An 18,536-nucleotide genomic window follows, 5' to 3' on the forward strand; every position below is an offset into this window, starting at 1 on the left:
ATCCCCCTTTTTTCGTCAGTATTATATTAACATACTTGGGATGATTTACGGAAACTTTATCAGCAAAAACAGCCTACTATTCACTGGTAGAAAAGAATACGTAAATGTATTGCAAAAATTGCGGCAGATAGGCGTTAATCTATCTGCCGCTGTCTCCCTTTTAACCTCTGTCATATCCAGTCTATTTCAACCGTGGTAAATTGATTGATTTTCAGATTATCATAAGCTTATGATCTTCGTATTCTGTTTTTCCTCCTGCATACAGGGGCTGCCGCCAAAAGCGCTAATGCGGAAACGGTAAGAAACGCCATAACTTTGCCCCCGTCATCTCCTGTTTTCGCACTTTTTTGTTCTGTACTTGTCATGGCTTTTGCTGTTGTGCTCTCGCTTTGTTTTATGTTCTGCCCACTCTGTGCATTTGTGCTCTTTATTCCTCCGGATGCTTTTACTTTTTCCAAAGCAGCCGCCAGTTCTTCTGACGCTTGCACAACTTCTCCTTTTGTGGCCTCCTCATCTTCCAGGACACTCACTGCTTTTGCCAGTGTTTCCCCAAGAAACTGCCTGTAAGGTTCACATTCTTTTACAAGACGTTCCAGTAAGGATTTGTCCGGTTTCAGGCGCAGATTGCTCATTGCCTCCAAAAGCATTCTCCACGCTGTATCCACTTCCTCCTGCATGGCATTTTCATCTTTGTACACATTCTGTGCATCTAAAAGTGCCTGTTCAAATCTATCTTTGCCAGAGTTTACATATTGTTCCAGGTCAAGCCCTTCTGCCATGGCAATGACTTTGCCAAGATCTTCTTTGTCCCCTTGTTTGAAATATAAATACTGCATTGCTTTTATCAGTTCCTGCCAGCTTTCATCGATCATCTCCTGCGTAATGGATGGATCTCCTGCTTTGACTTTGTCCAAAATGGCTTTTGCGTTTTCCTTGGCTTTATCAAAATGTTCCAGTACTTTTGGAACTACGCCTTTCGTATCCGCTGTTTTTGACAGCTCATATGCATATTCAAGTACTTCTGTGGACAGTTCCTTTTGTTCTTCTTTTTGCTGCAAAGCCTCCATCTTTTCTTTCAAAATCAAAGCTGCCCCATTGATTTCTTCTTTGGATGCCGTTTCATTGATCAATATATAGTACGCCTGCCATGCCGCATCCGCTGTTTCCTTTCTGGATTCTTCCGTGTAGATGGATGCTGTATCGGTTTCCACAAAGTCCACAAATGCCTGCAGTTCCTTCTTTAGATTCTTCTTATCATCATCTGGCTTTGATCCTTCTGTCTCTTTTTTTACTCCGTATTCAATGTAATCAATACCAAATTTTCCTGTTGGTACAAGCTTGATTGTATGTTCTCCTTCTGACAGTTCCCGGCTTTCAAACACTTGTCTGTACTCATTGACCACTTCTTCAGAGTGATTGTCGATTTCCCCTGCTTTTTCTCCGTCAATATAGACTTCTGCTCCAACCTGACTTTGGTCCACTTTTGCGCCAACTCTCACCTTTGATCCGGTGAATGTATAGGAAATGGATGCGCCCTCCACAAGCGGAGTGTCTGTATCTCCGGTGTAAGTCTCCGTGCCCTCATAAGCATCCGCGCTTGGCCACATCTTCCAATTTCCTACTTTCTCCATCTGTTCGCCGTCTGTTTTTATCCATTCAAACGTCTCTTCTTCCTCTTCTGCATCAGATCTGTCCGCCTGGTTGCTCACATAGGTTGTCTTCGCGATCAGTTCCAGCGTATCTGTCTTCCATACATTGACATGCATCCTGTATCCCTGGATATGATTCGGCAGTTCCATTTTCAGAAATACCCCTGCTTTTTCTCCCTTATCCAGGTAATCCTTTGTCATTTCCATGTCCAAAAGACTGCCATCCGCATCGTACAGACTGATCGCTGCTGTAAATCCATTCTCTTCGCTCTCCTGATTGCTAAGTCCGATCCTTACCTGGAATGTCTCTTTTGCCTGCATCTCCATTGTATTGCCCGTCATGTCCGCTTTATATCCGCTGCCTTCTTTTGAAATATCCCGTATCGCACCAAGTACCTGCGCATCCGCCCAGTCTGTATGGTCATTGGAATCACTGCCGTTTTGTTTTGTCACAAGTTTCAGTTTCTCCACACCGCTGACACTTACATCAACCACATCACTTTGTCCGGTGACCAGATTTTTCTCATAAATCAGCTTTTCATCCGCAAACACCTGGAAGATCGCATCCCCGATATTTCCGCCGACTTCATCATCGATTCCTGCCACTGCATAAAATCTGGAATATTTTCCATCCAGGTTATAGACGATTTCACTGTCAGCATGGAAACCAAGGCCTTTTTCATATGTTTCTCCGCCTACACGGATCGGATTTCCCTGACAGGAGACATCCACGCCTTTTTCTCCCCAAAACGTAGTTGCCGACTCCCATTCCATATCTGACAGATACGTGCTCTCTGCCATATACTGCGGGGACTGGGAGGAGGTGGTTCCGTATACCTCGCATTCCGACAAAAATGCCTTCTCATCCTTAGGGACATCTGTGAATGTGATCTTCACGTATCTTGCCTCATTTCCGTCAATGGATTCCTCGTAAGGTCTGTCCTTTATCGTCTCTTTTGTGTACTCTGCCACAGTTGTCCACGGACCTGTATCTTTGTCCATGGCCACCTCGATCTTATATGGATACGGTTCTTTTGAAAATCCCAGTTTGATCTTGTATACATACTGGGCAAACTCAAGGTCGCTCATCCAGTACTCTCCGTTTCCTGACACGCCTGCAACCCATGATGTCGCCATGTCGCCGTCCACTGCCAGTGTTCTGTCTTCGTCATTGCTGCTTGGAAATGCCGGACGTCCGCTTGCCACATTTGCCGTACCGTAAAGTTTTGGATCTTCTATTTTTTCTGTGTTGTCCTCTTTCTTTACCGTGTAAAATCCATCCGGCTCCTCCCCTTCTTCTACGCCGTCTGTGTTGACAGTCGTCAACCGAATCTCCGCATCCGGAAGACCTTTTGAAGTAGCTCTTATGATGGTTTCCCCGGAATAATAGGAGCGGAATTCAATAGCTGCTTTTCCATCCCGGATTGTTTTATTCGGGATAAAAGTGTACTCCTTTCCGCCAGGAAATACGCCCGGCCCGGATACAACTTCCAGTGTGACTTCCTGCGTCTGATTGACCCACTGATCGTTCTTATCCTTCATGGTAACGATGATCTGTGCGTCATCCGTACCATTATTTCCCAGCGTTTCCTGGGATGCACGAAGTTCCATTTTCACTGCAGTGCCGTCCACAGACTGTTCCGGAGCCACTCCTGTATTGTGTTCTCTGTACCAATACCAGCTATTCAAAGGAAGACGGTAATAATCCACAACTCCCATGGTGGCAAGTCCGTTTCCTCCGATCGTACCGTGATGGAATGCACACCAAAGCGCCAATCCGGCGCTGTTTTTTTGCAGCTGATATTCATCTATTGTTCCAGGTTTGGCAATCTGATCATAAAATGGCCGATATTCTCCCGGACGGTTTGCTGCTTTGGAGCCGTATTCAGCCACAATGTTTGGCATGGTCAGATTCTCAAATTTTCCTCCGTCCCCGTTGTACCCTGCAATATCACAGATTTCAAGGCTGTCATATCCTTCTCTTTGCACGCCGCCCATGCCTGCTTTTCTTGTCGGGTCCAGAAGATGAGAAAGATTTCTAAGCTCATTGACCAGATCCTTTGCTTTTTGCTGGGTATCGGAATCTGTAAAGAAGACTTCATTTCCCATGCTCCAGTTAATGACAGAAGGGTGGTTTCGGTTCACCCGGATCATATCCGTAAGCGCCTGCTTACAGCTGTTTTCAAATGCCTCCTCATCCGCAGGATTTTGTGGGTAGGCGTCTTTAAACCAATCGCTTGCCGAAAGCGTGGCCGGCTCATCCTTTCCTGCACATCCGCCCATGCCCCAGAACACACTCTCAGACCAGAACAGCATGCCAAGTTCATCACATGCTTTTGCATAGGATGGGTCATGCGGATAATGGGAGCCGCGGATAAAATTCATCCCTGCTTCTTTTAACATTGCTACATCCCGGTAGAATCCCTGGTTCGTGACAGCATCTGCCCATCCGCCGTGGTCTTGGTGCGCATTCGCTCCGTCGAGCAGCACCTTTTCTCCATTTAAGTAAAATCCGTCATTTTTGTACTGGGCCCACCGAAATCCAAGAGGTGACTCGTATGTATCCGCAACTTCTCCGTCCGCGTACACCGTTGTATGCACTTCGTAAAGGTACGGATCCTCGGTATCCCAAAGATGAATTCCCTCAATCGTCTTGCTCGTATCGTCAAAATTATAAATTTCTCCGGGCTCTATCACCTGCTCCGGTGAAGAGAACCGGGCAACCACCACATTGTCCGCATCCACAACCTGCTGTATTACGGACACGGTCTTGGCTGTATCCGAATCGTTTTCCACCTCTGTCTGTACATTCACGTTGGAGCGCCTGTTTTCAATATTTTCAAGAATCTCATCCTCGCTTGGATAATTGTCCGGCACATTCACTGCCGACTCATCAAAACCTGGATTCGTAAGATCCGGAGTTGTCACAAAAGTTCCGTACCAGGTCACGTGCACATCGTCTGTAACGTTCAAATAGACATCCCTGTAAATCCCTCCGGTAAACTGATGATCTCCTGCCCTTGGCGTAAGATCTGGCTGCCAGATATTGTTCACCCGGACTGCGATCTCATTGGCGCCTGGTTTTACAAAGTCCGTGATATCGTACTCGAATCCAGTGTATCCCCCCTCATGGGTTCCGACAGGCTGTCCGTTCACATACACCTCAGCCATCTGGAACACTCCTTCAAATTCAATATTGATCCGCTTGTCTTCCCAGTCACTTGGAACCTCAAAAGATTTTCTGTACCATCCGTAGCCTACATAGAAACTACTTTCCATGTCGTACGGCACACTGAAATTGTGCGGCAGCGCCACATCCGACCATGCGGAATCATCAAACTCCGGAAGAGATGCGCCTTCTGCGTCACCTAGGTAAAACTTCCATTCCCTGTTAAAATTTACTTGAGTACGCCCGCTCTTTTCAGACTGGTACTCTTCTCCTACACGAGTCTCCTCGTCTGCTCTGACCGGTATCTCAATGCCAGGGCAAACCATCGCCGCTGCCAGGGCAAACCCAAGCAGCTTTTTTCCGGTTTTTTTCCACTTTTTCATCATACTTTTCCCCTTTCTGCTTTTTCTGCATTTTTTCAGGATTTGGTTTTATTCTAGAAGAAAAGGAATCAAATTACAGTATAAAATTTCACTTTATTTTTATGAAATTCTATTATAAAACAAAATAGAATCGCAAATTTTCACCTTTACGATTCTATTACAATATTTTTTATTCAATTCCCAAAATCTCTGCAAGCACCTCTATCAGCACTTCATTGGTACAGGATTTTACATATCCCATCATGTGCAGGGAAATCTCGTCCCATTTTTCTGCATCACTTAACTTCCCGTTGTGTCTTGTCTCATCGATCAGGCGCACAAGCTGCGGCGCAAGCTCTTCATATGTCTCCACTGTAGTGTCTGTCACCATCTTTCGTAGCTGTTCTTTTGTCGTTGGTACCATCTTTTTCCTCCCACCCTTATCCAAAATTGCGCACTTTGAATTCTCGTTGCGCCTCTCTTGTCTGGTCTTTCTTTGCAATGTCCGCGCGCTTGTCATAAAGTTTTTTTCCTTTTGCAAGTCCGACCTCCACCTTCACAAGGCTGCCTTTAAAGTAGACCTTCAAAGGAACCACCGTGATCCCTTTTTCTTTCATCTTTCCAAACATTTTGAGGATTTCATTTTTGTGCAGCAAAAGTTTTTTCACACGAAGCGGATCTTTATTGAAAATATTCCCCTTTTCATACGGGCTGACGTGCATACCGTAGACAAACATTTCTCCGTTCTCGATTCGGATAAACGCTTCTTTTATACTGCATCTGCCCATGCGCAGGGATTTTACTTCTGTCCCGTGAAGGGCAATCCCAGCCTCGTAGGTATCCAGGATAAAATAGTCATGATATGCTTTCTTGTTGTTTGCGATCAATTTGCCGTCCACCTTACTCTTTGCCATCCGTCTCTCCTCCTTTTACAAGCTTAAAGTCAATGGTCCTTGAAAACCGGTCCGTGCCTGCGACCTTCACCTTCACTTTCTGTCCAAGCTTATAGCTCTTTCCTGTGTGCATACCGACCATTTCATAGGTGTCCTCCATATATTCATAGTGGTCATCCTGCATCTGCATGACATGAACAAGTCCTTCCACTGTATTTGGGAGCTCCACATACATGCCCCACTTTGTAATGCTTGAAATCACACCTTCAAATACTTCCCCTTCATGTTCTTCCATATACTCCACTTTTTTCAGTTTAACTGTCTCTCTTTCCGCCTCTTCTGCGATCCGCTCCCTTTCACTGGACTGTGTGCACACTTCCGGGAGGATCTTTTCATAATGGGAGAGCCGGTTTTCGTTCATCTTTCCCCTCAGCGTCTCCTTAATGATCCTGTGGATCTGAAGATCCGGGTATCTTCGGATCGGCGAGGTAAAATGGCAGTAGTAGGCTGCCGCCAATCCAAAGTGTCCGGTGTTCTCCACCGTATACTTTGCCTGTTTCATAGAACGAAGAGCCAGTCTGCTGATCAAAGCCTCCTGTGGTGTATCCTCGATCTTTGCCAGAAGTTTCTGGATCTCCTTTGGCCTTACCGCCTGGTTTGCAATGTGCATGGAATGGCCAAAGTTATTGATAAAGGCAGCAAGCTTTTTGATCTTGTCCTCATCCGGCACATCATGGGTACGGTACACGAACGGGATTTCCTGCCAGAAAAAATGTTCCGCGATCGTCTCATTTGTGATGAGCATAAAATCTTCGATCAGTTTTGTGGCTGTATTTCTGTCATATGGTTGCAGACTCTGCGGATGTCCCTCTTCATCCAGGATCACCTTTGTCTCCGGAAAATCAAAATCAATGGATCCCCTCTTCCTTCTTTTTTCCCTCAAAAGTTTTGCAAGGGTTTCCATCTCTTCAAACATGGGAACAAATTCCCGGTACCGTTCTCTCTCGGTTTCGTCTTTGTCCTCCAGGATCTTCTTTACGCTTGTGTATGTCATTCTCTTATCCACACAGATCACTGACTCCGCGATTTTGTGGTCAACGACATTTCCTTTTTCGTCAATGGTCATAATGCAGCTTAAGGCAAGCCTGTCCTCCCCTGCATTCAAAGAGCAGATCCCGTTTGAGAGCACTTTCGGCAGCATAGGGATCACCCGGTCCACAAGATAGACACTGGTCCCCCGTTTGCGCGCCTCCCGATCCAGGGCGCTGTTCTCCTGCACATAGTTGGTCACATCCGCAATGTGAACGCCCAAAATATACTTATCCCCCTCTTTTCTCACAGACACTGCATCATCCAGATCTTTCGCATCTTCCCCGTCAATGGTCACCATCATCCAGTCACGCAAATCCATTCTTCCCGCCATATCCGCGCTGCTGACCGGTTTTCCGACACGCTCGGCCTGATTTTTCACCTTTTCCGGAAAATCCGTGGGAAGGTCATACCCTTTGACAATGGATAAAATGTCAGTACCCGGCTCATCTGCATATCCCAAGATTTCCACAACAGTGCCTTCCGGTTTCTTTCCTTCTCCACCGTAAAACGTAAGCTCCACCACGACTTTTTGTCCTGTCTCTGCGCCTTTTGATTTCTCCGCCGGAACAAAAATATCCTGTCTGATCCTTTCATTGTCCGGCACCACGAACCCGAAACTTTTGCTCTTCTGGTAATATCCCACAACTTTTGTAAGTCCGTGGGAAAGTATTTTTGCAATCTTTCCCTCCCTTCGTTTGCCCTCTTTTGCCGGTTTCAATACCACTTCCACCTCATCCCCCAAAAAGGCATATCCCGAGTCCTCCTCAGAGATAAAAATATCCTCCCCGCCGTCCGCCGGGGTGACAAATCCAAACCCCTTGGCGTGAGGCTGGTATACGCCGGTGAGCTGCCGGCCTCCTCCTTTGACGTATTTTCCTTTCTGGGTCACATGGATTTTTCCTTCCCTCTCAAGTTCATCCAGGATCTCTTTTAACTCATGCTTTTCAGCCTTTGGCACTTGAAGAAGTACGGCGAGCTCTTTTAGTTTCATCGGCACGTAGAGATCGTCGCACATAAATTCATAGATCAGTTTTTTTCTTTTTTCAAATATTGATTCCATATATCTCCATCCTCTTATCCGCATTCCGTATGAATGTAAGACAAAAGAAAAACACTCTATTTTTCCAAATAGAGTGTTCCATCCTCAGCCTGTATTCATACTTTTATTAAGCGAATACATGTAAATTCAATACTGCTGCAAGTACAAAAAATAAAACTGCCACAACTCTTGTACCTTTAACAAGGGCACCTTCCATGGAACGTCCCTTATTCTGTCCCCAGTATGTCTCTGCGGCTCCACTGATTGTACCAAGTCCTGCTGACTTTCCTTCCTGCATCAATACGACTGCTGTCAATGCAATACAATCTATCACGAAAATAATTGTCAACACGATTTTTAAAATGTCCATTCCCATCGCACCTCCTGTGTATAAACCATATTTATGGTACCACATTCATGCTGTTTTTGCAAGGTGTATTTTCTATTTTGCTATCTCAAATCTGGTAAATGGATTCTCGTACTGCGCCCCGTCCGAAAGCCGGTCTTCGATCCGCAAAAGCCGGTTGTATTTTGCTGTTCTCTCTGCTCTGCAAGGCGCTCCTGTTTTGATCTGACCTGCATTGCACGCCACTGCCAGATCGGAGATAAAACTGTCCTCCGTCTCCCCGGAACGGTGAGAGATGACAACCTGGTATCCTGCCACTTTGGCAAGCTCAACAGCCTGCAAAGCCTCTGTGAGCGTCCCGATCTGGTTCACCTTGATAAGAATGGCATTGGCTGCTTTTTTCTGGATTCCAAGCGCAAGCCTTCTTGTATTTGTGACAAACAGATCATCTCCTACAAGCTGAAGATCCTGGCCAAGCCTTGTTGTCAGAAGTTCCCATCCTTCCCAGTCCTCCTCGTCCAGAGGGTCCTCCACAGAAACGATCGGAAACTCTTCCATTAATTCCTCCAGGTATTCGATGATCTCCTCGGAAGAGCGGACCACTTTTTTCTCCTGTCCTTTGCTCTCTCCTTCAAAGACATATTTTCCAAAATCCTTGTCGTAAAGCTCTGAAGCAGCCATGTCAAGGGCAATGGCGATCTCCATACCCGGCTTATACCCTGCTCTTATGATGGCTTCACGGATAAAATAGAGCACCTCTTTTGCCGAAGTAAGCTCAGGTGCAAATCCGCCTTCGTCGCCAACAGCAGTCGTGTATCCCTTTTCCTTCAAAATCTGTTTCAACGTATGATACACTTCCGTGCACATCTGAAGTCCTTTTTTAAAACAGCAAGCCCCCACAGGCATGATCATAAATTCCTGGATATCAATGGCATTGTCCGCATGCCTTCCCCCGTTTAAAATATTCATCATCGGCACAGGCATCTTTCTTGCACCCACGCCTCCAAGGTATGCATAGAGCGGAAGACCAAGCGCCTTGGCCGCGGTCCTTGCACAGGCAAGAGATACCCCAAGCATTGCATTTGCACCAAGATTGCTTTTGTTCTCCGTGCCGTCCCTTCTTAAGAGGATGCGGTCAATCGTACACTGGTCCAGCACATTGGTTCCGATAAGCTCCTGCGCGATTTGATTGTTCACATGATCCACAGCCTTTTCCACGCCAAGCCCCCTGTATCTTTTTCCTCCGTCTCTGAGCTCTGCTGCCTCAAACTTTCCAGTGGATGCCCCGGAAGGCACTTGTGCACGGCCTACGTACTCATCTGCCGCCAACACCTCCACCTCCACAGTTGGATTTCCCCTGGAGTCCAAGATTTCTCTTGCAAAAATATCCGTAATCGGCAAATATTTCAACATGTCAAATTCCTCCTTTTTCATGGAGATAGTATGACCAGAGCGAAATCATTCCATACCGGGACGAATTTTGTAAAATTTTCTATTTTTGATTCAGATATTTTTTCAAAACAATCACGAACCAGAGCGGCACCACAATTCCTTTGATGATGCTGGAGATGGAAAGGCTCCACCATACTCCGTCAAGGCCAAGCGCTGTGGAAGACAAAAGAAGGGCCATCGGGATCCTCGCCGCTGTAAAGACAATGCTCACAACCGCAGGCGGAGTTGGTTTCCCGAGTCCCTGAAACGCGCCTGCAGATGTCAGTTCATTGCAGTTGAACCATTCTGAAACTCCAAGGATCCAAAGGTAGCTTACGCCCATTGGGATCACGTCTTTTTCCGTGATAAATATTTTGAAGATCGACTCCGGAAAAACAACAAGCAAAAGTGTGGTAAAGATTCCCCACACGACCATGATGGCCATTGCTGTCTCGTATCCTTTTTTGATCCGCTCCTTTTTTCCGGCTCCATGATTCTGCGCTATAAATGCATTGACCGCGGAACCGAATCCTTCCGCTGTCATCCACGCGATGGACTCAATCTGGCTGCCGACTTTCTGCACTGCCACAGCTGCATCTCCCCATGCAGCCACGATCCTTGCTGTTGCCATTCCGATCATGGAAAAGATCATGCTCTGCACGGCAACCGGAAATCCCATTTTCAAAATCATAATCATATACATTTTCTGTGGTTTTTGAAACAAGTGTAGTCTCTGGAAAATGACCGGTTCCTTCCACACGATCTTCAAAAACACAAGAAACACAATAATCTGTGCCAGCACAGTGGCAATAGCAGCGCCTGCAACACCCATTTTCGGAAAAGGTCCCATGCCGAAAATAAGGACAGGGTCCATGACAATGTTCACAACAAGACCGATCAACGTTGCCTTAAACGTCACAAGACTCTTTCCCATGGCCGTCATAATTCCTGTGAGCACCAGATTCATAAAATTAAAGATGATGCACCCACCTGTTATCATGAGATATATCTTTGCATCGTTTCTCACTTCCGGCTGATTTAGTTTAAAAAAAGCAATCAGCGGCCGAATAAAAATAGTGCATGCGGCGGCAAACAAAATTCCAAACAAGACGCCCATCTGGATGGCATTTCTTGCATAGGATGCCGCCTCGTCGATCTTCCCGCCACCAAGCGCATGAGCGGTTTTAATCTGTCCTCCGATCCTTGGGATCGTGATCAGGCCGTTGGAAAACCAAATATACATACCCGCAGCGCCCACTGCCGCAACTGCACCACTGCCCACCCGTCCGATCCAGATCATATCCGTCAGGTTATACGCCATCTGAATAAAAGAAGTCCCCATGATCGGCAGCGCAAGTCTTGCAAGCGAGCCGGCAATGGGGCCATTCAGCAAATCACATTCTTTTTTCATCTGTATTCCTATCCTTCCTCTTTGTCGTCTTACACTGCCTTTTTATTGTATCTGCAAGCATCTTTTTCGTCAACATACTCTCAAAAATTCCAGTGCTTTTAAAGTCGAATTTTCTTGTCTTTTCTATAGACAGAATGTAAAATCATATAGGAATGAAATCTGAAAGGAAACAAAAAGTTATGCAAAAAGAATCCACTTTAAAAACCTACACTCTCCTGACGGCGAGTATTGCCATGATGGCGGTGGGGACGTATTTCTTTAAATTCACGAACAATTTTACGTTCGGCGGTATCACCGGCCTTGCAGTCCTTATAGCAAAAACCGGACTGATGTCAGCCAGCGACTTTACCTTTGTCATGAATATCGTCCTTCTTGTCATTGGCTTTCTTGTGCTTGGCAGGGGATTCGGATTTAAGACTGCTTACTGCAGCATTCTTTTATCTGTCATGTTGAGCGCCCTTGAGCGCCTCTTTCCGATGAGCCGTCCTTTGACAGATCAGCCTATGCTGGAATTGATGTTTGCCATCGCACTCCCTGCGTTCGCCTCTGCCATACTTTTCAACATCGGTTCATCAAGCGGCGGAACAGACATCATAGCCATGATTTTTAAAAAGTACACAAGCGTCAACATCGGAAAGTCTTTGATGATCACTGATGTGGGAATCACGCTGGCAGGTTTCTTGATCTTTGACATCAAGACCGGACTCTATTCCGTACTCGGACTGGCCATCCGCTCCTTTATGGTGGACAACTTTATCGAGAGCCTGAACCTTAGCAAATATTTCAACATTGTCTGTTCAAAGCCTGAGCCGATCTGCGATTACATCACACACACGCTGAACAAAAGCGCAACCGTCTGTTCTGCGAAAGGCGCATTCTCCGGCCAGGAAAAATACATCATCTTTACGGCCATGACGCGCTATCAGGCCGTGAAACTTCGAAACTTTATCAAACAAGAAGAGCCGGAGGCCTTTATCCTCATCTCCAATACAAGCGAGATCATCGGAAAAGGATTTCACAGCATTTAAGTTTCCTCTGCTATTGTTCTTGTGCCGATTCCAAGCAGGAGGGGCAGAAGGAACAACAGCGGAAGCGCATACCGAAAATAGATGGTGCCGTTTACCGGGGAGAGAAAGTTTACAAGGATCAAACACACAGCCGGAAGATACAAAGACGCGGCTGCATACTTTCTCTTCCTGAGCAAAAAGGCAAGCGCTCCAAGCGTGATCCATGTATAGAGGGCCGGTGATTCCAAAACCGAAAATACTTTAGAGGAATGCACCATATCCGAATATTTCTCGATTCCTTCCCTGGCGCCTTTAAATTCTGGCAGTGAATGGAAAGAAAAGCCTTTTCCGTCAATCCTCTCTCTCATACAGCGTTCACTCGTCTTTTCATAATATTTTCCCCTTTGAGTGCCATTATCCCAGATGTAAAAATAGCCATATGTCTGATCCAAAAATGCCTCCACATAGCATTTGGGGTATTTCAACAGCATTTCTCCCCATACTTGAAAATATTCCTTCATTTCCTGCCCAGTGGCATCTTCACGGAACGTATTTTTCACAGGGTCCGAAAGATCCGGATCATAATTCTTTCCTATCTTGTCATAATCCAGCACTTGGTCAATGACTTCTTTTTCTCTCTTTGTGATCTCATCCCCATATTCTTTTACGCACCGCGCTGTCTGCTGAAACGGAATGGATAATGCCTCTCTTCTGCTGCCCGGCGTGATCAAAAGCGCTGGGTAGAGCGCATTTACAATAAGGAAATATACTGCCGCACTTCCAATGAAAACAGAGGCAAACCGAAAAAAGTATTTCTTTTTCTTCCAAAACACAAACAAAATCGGAAGAGAAAACAAAAGGACATACACACCGTTTTGCCGCAGCAGACACATCAGGCACGCGGTAAGAAAAAAGAGCACCATTTTCCCCTTCTTTTCCAGCATGGCCCCTTCACTTCTGACCACATCCACAAGAAAAAGCACAAAAAGCACCACGCTGTCTGCAAACAAGGTATCTTTGCTCAAAAGCACCACATACCTTGGCACGATCGGATACAGCGCAAAAATCCCCATCGTAACACTCTGACACCAGATTGGCAGCTTTAATTTCTTCAGGTATGCAATTGTACAGGAGAGTACTGCGGCTGTGGAAAAAAACTGAACCAATGTGTACAAAAAAATCCCCAGATTATCGGAATGAAAAACTTCCCTTCCGATTTTTACTGCTCCTCCCATCAAAACCGTATGCAAAACCGGATGATGGTTGTTGATCAGCTGATCTTGGGATATCAGATTCAGGTAATTCGATGTCCCGTTTGGCAATTGAAAAAACTGACTGATCTGCGCCCCCGTATCTCCCATAAAAATTCCCGGGTAATACGCGATCAGGTACGGCAGCCAGAAAATCGTCAAAACAAAAAATGCACTTCCAAAGGGATGTTCTTCCAGAATCCTTCCAATCTTCCCCTTTGGCGGCTTTCTCTCCCATCTCTTGGAATTGTCTATAAAATCATAGATTTCCCCGAGCAAAAAACTATAAATCCCAAAAAGAACGACACAGACGAAAACCGCAGCCAAAATCCTCCACGGACTTCCTATGAGCATATCCAGACTGTGCGTTACCTCCATACTGTATCCTGTGACGGTAAATACAGAAAACAGTGCTGCCGTCAGACGTATCCATCCCATGTTTCAACCTCCCTGATTGTCCATTTACTTTTTATCCCCACAAAGGCAGGAGCCATCCAAACAGATGGCGCCTGCCCATACATTTCTCTTTTGCTGTTTTAAAACTGCGAATACACGAACTGCGGTGCTGTGGAAAGATTCGCAGACATCAGATAAACATAAAGTATCACCATAAGTCCATAAAAAGTCAAGACCCACAGGATAAAATTACTTATTTTATTCCTTTTTATTTTCCTGATAAAATCTGTAAATACTTTCATTCACATCTACCCATCCTTTCTTTCCAAGATGCACCCGGTCACAGAAAAAGTACGGTGTATATTCGTCTTCGGAAAAATCCGCCAGTTTGGCGCCGTATTCTTCTGCAATATCCCGGATATTCTGATAATATTTTTGTCTGGCCTCCTTTGGAAATTCCGTGTAGTCATAATAATATCCGTTTACAGGCATCATTACGAGCATAGGTTCGATTCCCATATCTTTACACACATCGAGAAAACTTTTCAGATCATCGTATTCCGGCGATACGGAGTATCCATTCCTTGCGTGCTTGCTGCTGCCTTTTTTCCCCGGAAGTATCTTCTTTAATTTCCGGTAATATTTGCTGTCAAAATAAAATGGATTTTGTTCCTCTGCCTCACATTCTGCCACTGCTTTTTCCTTATATTGCTCAAAATCCAGGTCCTCTTTTTTTGGCTGTTTCTTTCCATCCATTTTTATGCCTGCTCTTTTCATACCAGCCACAATGGAAAATCGCTCTTTTTCATCCAGGAAAGTATTCCAGAACTTTTTGTAAGCTTTATCCCAGAAACTGCCCTCCCCCTGATCTATGCGCTCGTACATTTGTACTCTCTCAAGCGTTGGGGGATCTACCTTCAAAAGTTTATTTGTCCTGTTTTGTATGTACTCCTTTGTCTTATCGGAGAGCTTTTCATTGTCCAGCATTGCCAGATAGTGGGTTTCCGAAAAACGGGATGCAAATGCCTCGTCCACGACTCCTTCTTTTTTAAACCACTGAGGGGACAAAATGAGCACTGCTTTTTTGTTCGTCATAGATTCCCCGATGGATGCAAGTGTGATTGCATGTCCAAGGCACTGGTAATATCCCGTGCCGATAAGCATGGGATGAAAAGTGGTTTTGGAGAACATCTGTGTCGGGTGGTAAGCGGTCCCTTTTAGATGGTCAAACTCCGAGGAGCCAAACACAGGAATCACATCTTTATCAAGATTCTGTGCAATCCCTGCATGGGATTTGTATTTTTCCTCATTTACCCATGTGGCAACTTCCGGATTTTGCAGCGCAGCCTTCCTCCCCATATAGACATGGCATCCTGCAATTGTTCCAAAAAACAGAGCTGCCGCCAGGAGAAACGCTGCTGCTTTTTTCATACCTTACGCCCTCCTTGTTTCAACCAGCGCTATTACCTTTGCAGGAGTATCCACATCGCTTCTTTCAATCTCTGAAGGCGCGATCACAATGCCAAACCTCTCCTCCAGCTCTGCCAAAAGCTCTGCAAATGCCAGGGAATCCAAAAGCCCGGATTCTAAAAGTTCTGTGTTCTCATCTTCCATTACTAGATCATCATCACAAATCTCTGCCAGTAATTCTAAAATCTCTTCTCTCATGTTATTTAACCTCCTGTGTTATATCACTTCAAAAAATCGTCCTGAAAAAATAAAAAATCCAAAAAATACAATCTGCATAGTCACAAACCAGGACGCAGCCTGATACCATTTTTTCTTTTTATTCTTTTTATAAAACTTTGATTTCTTCTGATATATTTCTGTCAACGCTAAAATCACACCATGATACAGTCCGTATACAATATAGGAAGGAGTGAGCCCGTGCCATACCCCCATGATCCCCATATTGATGATAAAACCTACACTGGCTCTTTGCAGACGTGTATGAAACCATTTCTTTTTCACACATTTCATGATAAAACGTGTGAAAATAAAGTCCCTGAACCAGTGCGACAATGTGATATGCCATCTGTCCCAAAACTCTTTTAGATCTTTGCTCACAAATGGGGCTTTGAAATTATCCGGCAGTCTTACACCGAGGATATAGGCAGTGCCGGCTGCCATCAGAGAATACCCTGCAAAATCAAAAAACAGATAAATTCCGTATGTGTACGCATATCCAAGGTTTAAGTACCATACATTTCCCGATCCCAGAAACGCCATCCACCGGTATACGGTTGCCGCAATGACAATTTTATACACCATCCCCAGGAGAATCTTAAAAACACCGTCCCCAAGGAGCGTCAAGTACTCTTTTCTCTCCAGCACCTTACTCCAGTCTTCATGGAATCTCCTGCTCCTGTCTATAGGCCCGGACGAAAACGACGGGAAAAACAGCAGAAACGCTGTAAATTCCACAAGCGGCACTTCCCGGATCACTCCATCGTAAATCTCTATGATGACCTGGACGCTTCGAAATGTCAGATAAGAGATACCCAGGAATCCAAACCAGCTTACGCGGAACAATGGGGCAACTTTGCACAAGATCAATGGCAGCAGGCCTAGCAAAACGGCCAGATAATAAAGGATTTCCACTCTTCCGTACTTGCGGCGGATCGCCAGATAGCCTTTTACCACTATAACCGACAATACATAAAACAGGATCAGGTTTAGAAACTCCGCCGGATTTTTGTGCAGCACAAGCCCTATCACAAGAATAGATGCGCAAAGCTGATAATACCGCAGCGGTTTTTCCATGATTCCCAGAATCACAGCCGGCAAAAGGATCATGATCAGACAGAGAAAAAATGGAAATCCGTCGTAAAAACTCACCGTCCACTCCTTCCCAGCGCTTTTCTGTCCGCTTTCCCGTTCGCTGTCATCGGGATACTGTCAAGAAAAAGAAATTTTTTCGGAATCATGTATTCCGGAAGAAATTTTCCTAAACGCTCTTTAAGGTCTTTTGTATACGCTCTTTCATCCTCTGTTCTCTTTTTTGCGACCACATGGGCAGTCAGGCTTTTTACCTTTCCCTCCCTCTCATTTGCAGTTACCACGGCATGTTTGATATCGTCCAGTTTTAAAATATTGTTTTCAATGTCCTCGATTTCCATCCTGTACCCGTGCAGTTTGATCTGGAGATCCATGCGGCCGCAGTAGAACAGCATGCCGTCCTCCATATATCCTTTATCACCGGTGTGATATCCTCGTATGCCGTCTTGGTTTGTCAAAAAGAAAACCTTTTCTGATAGCTCTTTTCTTCTGTAATATCCCAAGCTTACTGAATCGCCGATGATGACGATCTCTCCTCTTTCTCCATCCTTGCAAAGGTTTCCCTCTTTGTCTCGGATTTCAATTCTCGTCCCCGGCTTTGCCTTTCCAACCGGCAATGGAGATACTGTCTGACAAAGTTCTTCTGTCACTTCAACCTCTGTGACTGCAACTGTTGACTCTGTCGGCCCGTATGTATTCATAATGACAGCCTTTGGAAACCTCTCCGAAAGTCTTTTTGCTGTGCGGTTTGTCAATGTTTCTCCACAGAATAGAAACACTTCAAGATCGGAAAGATTTTGCCCGTCAAAAGATGGTTCCGACAGACACACCTCTGCGAAAGACGGAGTGGACACCCATATGTGGACGCCGCTTTTTTCCAGCTCACTCTTTAACGCCCCATAATCTGCCTGCGTCCGTTTATCCAGGCAGTAAAGCGTACCGCCGCTTGCAAGACAGGTATACAAATCCATGACTGACAGATCAAAAGAAAACGGAGCCTGATTTAAAAATACTTTTCCGTCTTTATCTTCCCGTTTATTTCCAAGGGATACAGACCAGTCCAGAAAATGGGAAAGACCGTTTTCCGTAATCTGCACTCCTTTTGGCTCTCCCGTGCTGCCGGATGTAAAGATAATATAAAAGACATCTTCCCCGGATACGGGATTCAGTTCCCTTTTGTCTGCTTTTGGAATTTCTTTTTCCGGAAAAATCAGTTTCTTGTCTCCCACGTCCACCTGCAGCTCTTCTGATGCAAGCACTACGTTTGAGTCCAGCATATTTAAGATCGACCCGATTCTGGACTGTGGAACAGAAATATCTATCGGGCAGTAAGCCCTTCCTGACTTGACACAAGCTAAAAAGGCAACGAGCATTTCCGGCTTTTTGTGTCCATACACTGCGATCGGCTCTTTATTTTCACCGCAGACCTCGTCCAGATACCATGCAAGTCTGTCGGAATCGCGTTCCAGTTGCCCATATGTCAACGTATGCCCGCCCGAAGAAACAGCAGTCATATCCGGTCTTGTGCGGGCATACTCCTTGATGCATTCTAAGATGTTCATGTTTGTCTTCACCTCGTCTTTCGATTTGCCCACAGTATATCCAGATTCTTCCTGACAGACAAGCATCTTCATAGATTCTTAAAAATTCTTCAGAATGCCTTTCATTTTTCCAAAACAAAACTTTCAGAAATTCCTTTTGAGGCCAAAATAA

The 18,536-nt window shown here is 45.3% G+C and carries 13 protein-coding genes; 1 reads left to right on the plus strand and 12 read right to left on the minus strand.

The annotated features are described in order from the left end of the window. Positions 1 to 227: 227 nt before the first annotated feature. The 7 genes from B5F18_RS07280 to B5F18_RS07310 all read right to left on the minus strand — a co-directional run bounded on the left by B5F18_RS07280 (position 228) and on the right by B5F18_RS07310 (position 11,392). The gene (locus B5F18_RS07280; RefSeq protein ID WP_087157020.1) at positions 228 to 5,204 is read right to left on the minus strand and encodes an NPCBM/NEW2 domain-containing protein; all 4,977 of its coding nucleotides are present in this window, start codon (positions 5,202 to 5,204) and stop codon (positions 228 to 230) included. 166 nt (positions 5,205 to 5,370) lie between these two features. Beyond that, a complete protein-coding gene (locus B5F18_RS07285; RefSeq protein ID WP_087157021.1) occupies positions 5,371 to 5,604 on the minus strand; it encodes a hypothetical protein in 234 nt (77 codons plus the stop codon). A gap of 16 nt (positions 5,605 to 5,620) precedes the next feature. Continuing rightward, a complete protein-coding gene (gene smpB, locus B5F18_RS07290; RefSeq protein ID WP_087157022.1) occupies positions 5,621 to 6,094 on the minus strand; it encodes an SsrA-binding protein SmpB in 474 nt (157 codons plus the stop codon). After that, positions 6,081 to 8,225, minus strand: coding sequence for a ribonuclease R (gene rnr / locus B5F18_RS07295; RefSeq protein ID WP_087157023.1), 2,145 nt, complete (start codon positions 8,223 to 8,225; stop codon positions 6,081 to 6,083). The genes smpB and rnr overlap by 14 nt, the downstream gene beginning before the upstream one ends. Positions 8,226 to 8,331: 106 nt before the next feature. After that, positions 8,332 to 8,574 carry a preprotein translocase subunit SecG gene (secG, locus tag B5F18_RS07300; RefSeq protein WP_087157069.1) on the minus strand — a complete coding sequence of 81 codons (243 nt, stop codon included), beginning with the start codon at positions 8,572 to 8,574 and terminating at the stop codon, positions 8,332 to 8,334. Positions 8,575 to 8,646: 72 nt separating this feature from the next. Then, positions 8,647 to 9,963 (minus strand): phosphopyruvate hydratase, encoded by a 1,317-nt coding sequence (gene eno / locus B5F18_RS07305; protein WP_087157024.1) that lies wholly within the window; start codon positions 9,961 to 9,963, stop codon positions 8,647 to 8,649. 79 nt (positions 9,964 to 10,042) lie between these two features. After that, entirely contained in the window at positions 10,043 to 11,392 is a 1,350-nt protein-coding gene (locus B5F18_RS07310; RefSeq protein ID WP_087157025.1) for an MATE family efflux transporter, read from the minus strand. 179 nt (positions 11,393 to 11,571) lie between these two features. Here B5F18_RS07310 and B5F18_RS07315 point away from each other — a divergent pair, with 179 nt between their 5' ends. After that, complete coding sequence (locus B5F18_RS07315; RefSeq protein WP_087157026.1) at positions 11,572 to 12,420, plus strand: YitT family protein; 849 nt, start codon at positions 11,572 to 11,574, stop codon at positions 12,418 to 12,420. Here B5F18_RS07315 and B5F18_RS07320 read toward each other — a convergent pair. The 5 genes from B5F18_RS07320 to dltA form a co-directional block, all read right to left on the minus strand. Next, on the minus strand, positions 12,417 to 14,087 hold the full coding sequence (locus tag B5F18_RS07320; RefSeq protein WP_087157027.1) for a DUF6020 family protein: 1,671 nt from the start codon (positions 14,085 to 14,087) through the stop codon (positions 12,417 to 12,419). The genes B5F18_RS07315 and B5F18_RS07320 overlap by 4 nt on opposite strands. Positions 14,088 to 14,303: 216 nt before the next feature. Continuing rightward, positions 14,304 to 15,476 carry a D-alanyl-lipoteichoic acid biosynthesis protein DltD gene (gene dltD, locus B5F18_RS07325; protein WP_087157028.1) on the minus strand — a complete coding sequence of 391 codons (1,173 nt, stop codon included), beginning with the start codon at positions 15,474 to 15,476 and terminating at the stop codon, positions 14,304 to 14,306. A gap of 3 nt (positions 15,477 to 15,479) precedes the next feature. Continuing rightward, on the minus strand, positions 15,480 to 15,713 hold the full coding sequence (gene dltC / locus B5F18_RS07330; protein ID WP_087157029.1) for a D-alanine--poly(phosphoribitol) ligase subunit DltC: 234 nt from the start codon (positions 15,711 to 15,713) through the stop codon (positions 15,480 to 15,482). Between the two features lie 18 nt (positions 15,714 to 15,731). After that, positions 15,732 to 16,883 (minus strand): D-alanyl-lipoteichoic acid biosynthesis protein DltB, encoded by a 1,152-nt coding sequence (gene dltB, locus B5F18_RS07335; protein ID WP_087157030.1) that lies wholly within the window; start codon positions 16,881 to 16,883, stop codon positions 15,732 to 15,734. Then, the gene (dltA, locus tag B5F18_RS07340; RefSeq protein WP_087157070.1) at positions 16,880 to 18,385 is read right to left on the minus strand and encodes a D-alanine--poly(phosphoribitol) ligase subunit DltA; all 1,506 of its coding nucleotides are present in this window, start codon (positions 18,383 to 18,385) and stop codon (positions 16,880 to 16,882) included. The genes dltB and dltA overlap by 4 nt, the downstream gene beginning before the upstream one ends. Between the last annotated feature and the right edge of the window lie 151 nt (positions 18,386 to 18,536).

This window comes from Lachnoclostridium sp. An181, assembly GCF_002160325.1.
Lineage (GTDB): Bacteria > Bacillota > Clostridia > Lachnospirales > Lachnospiraceae > An181.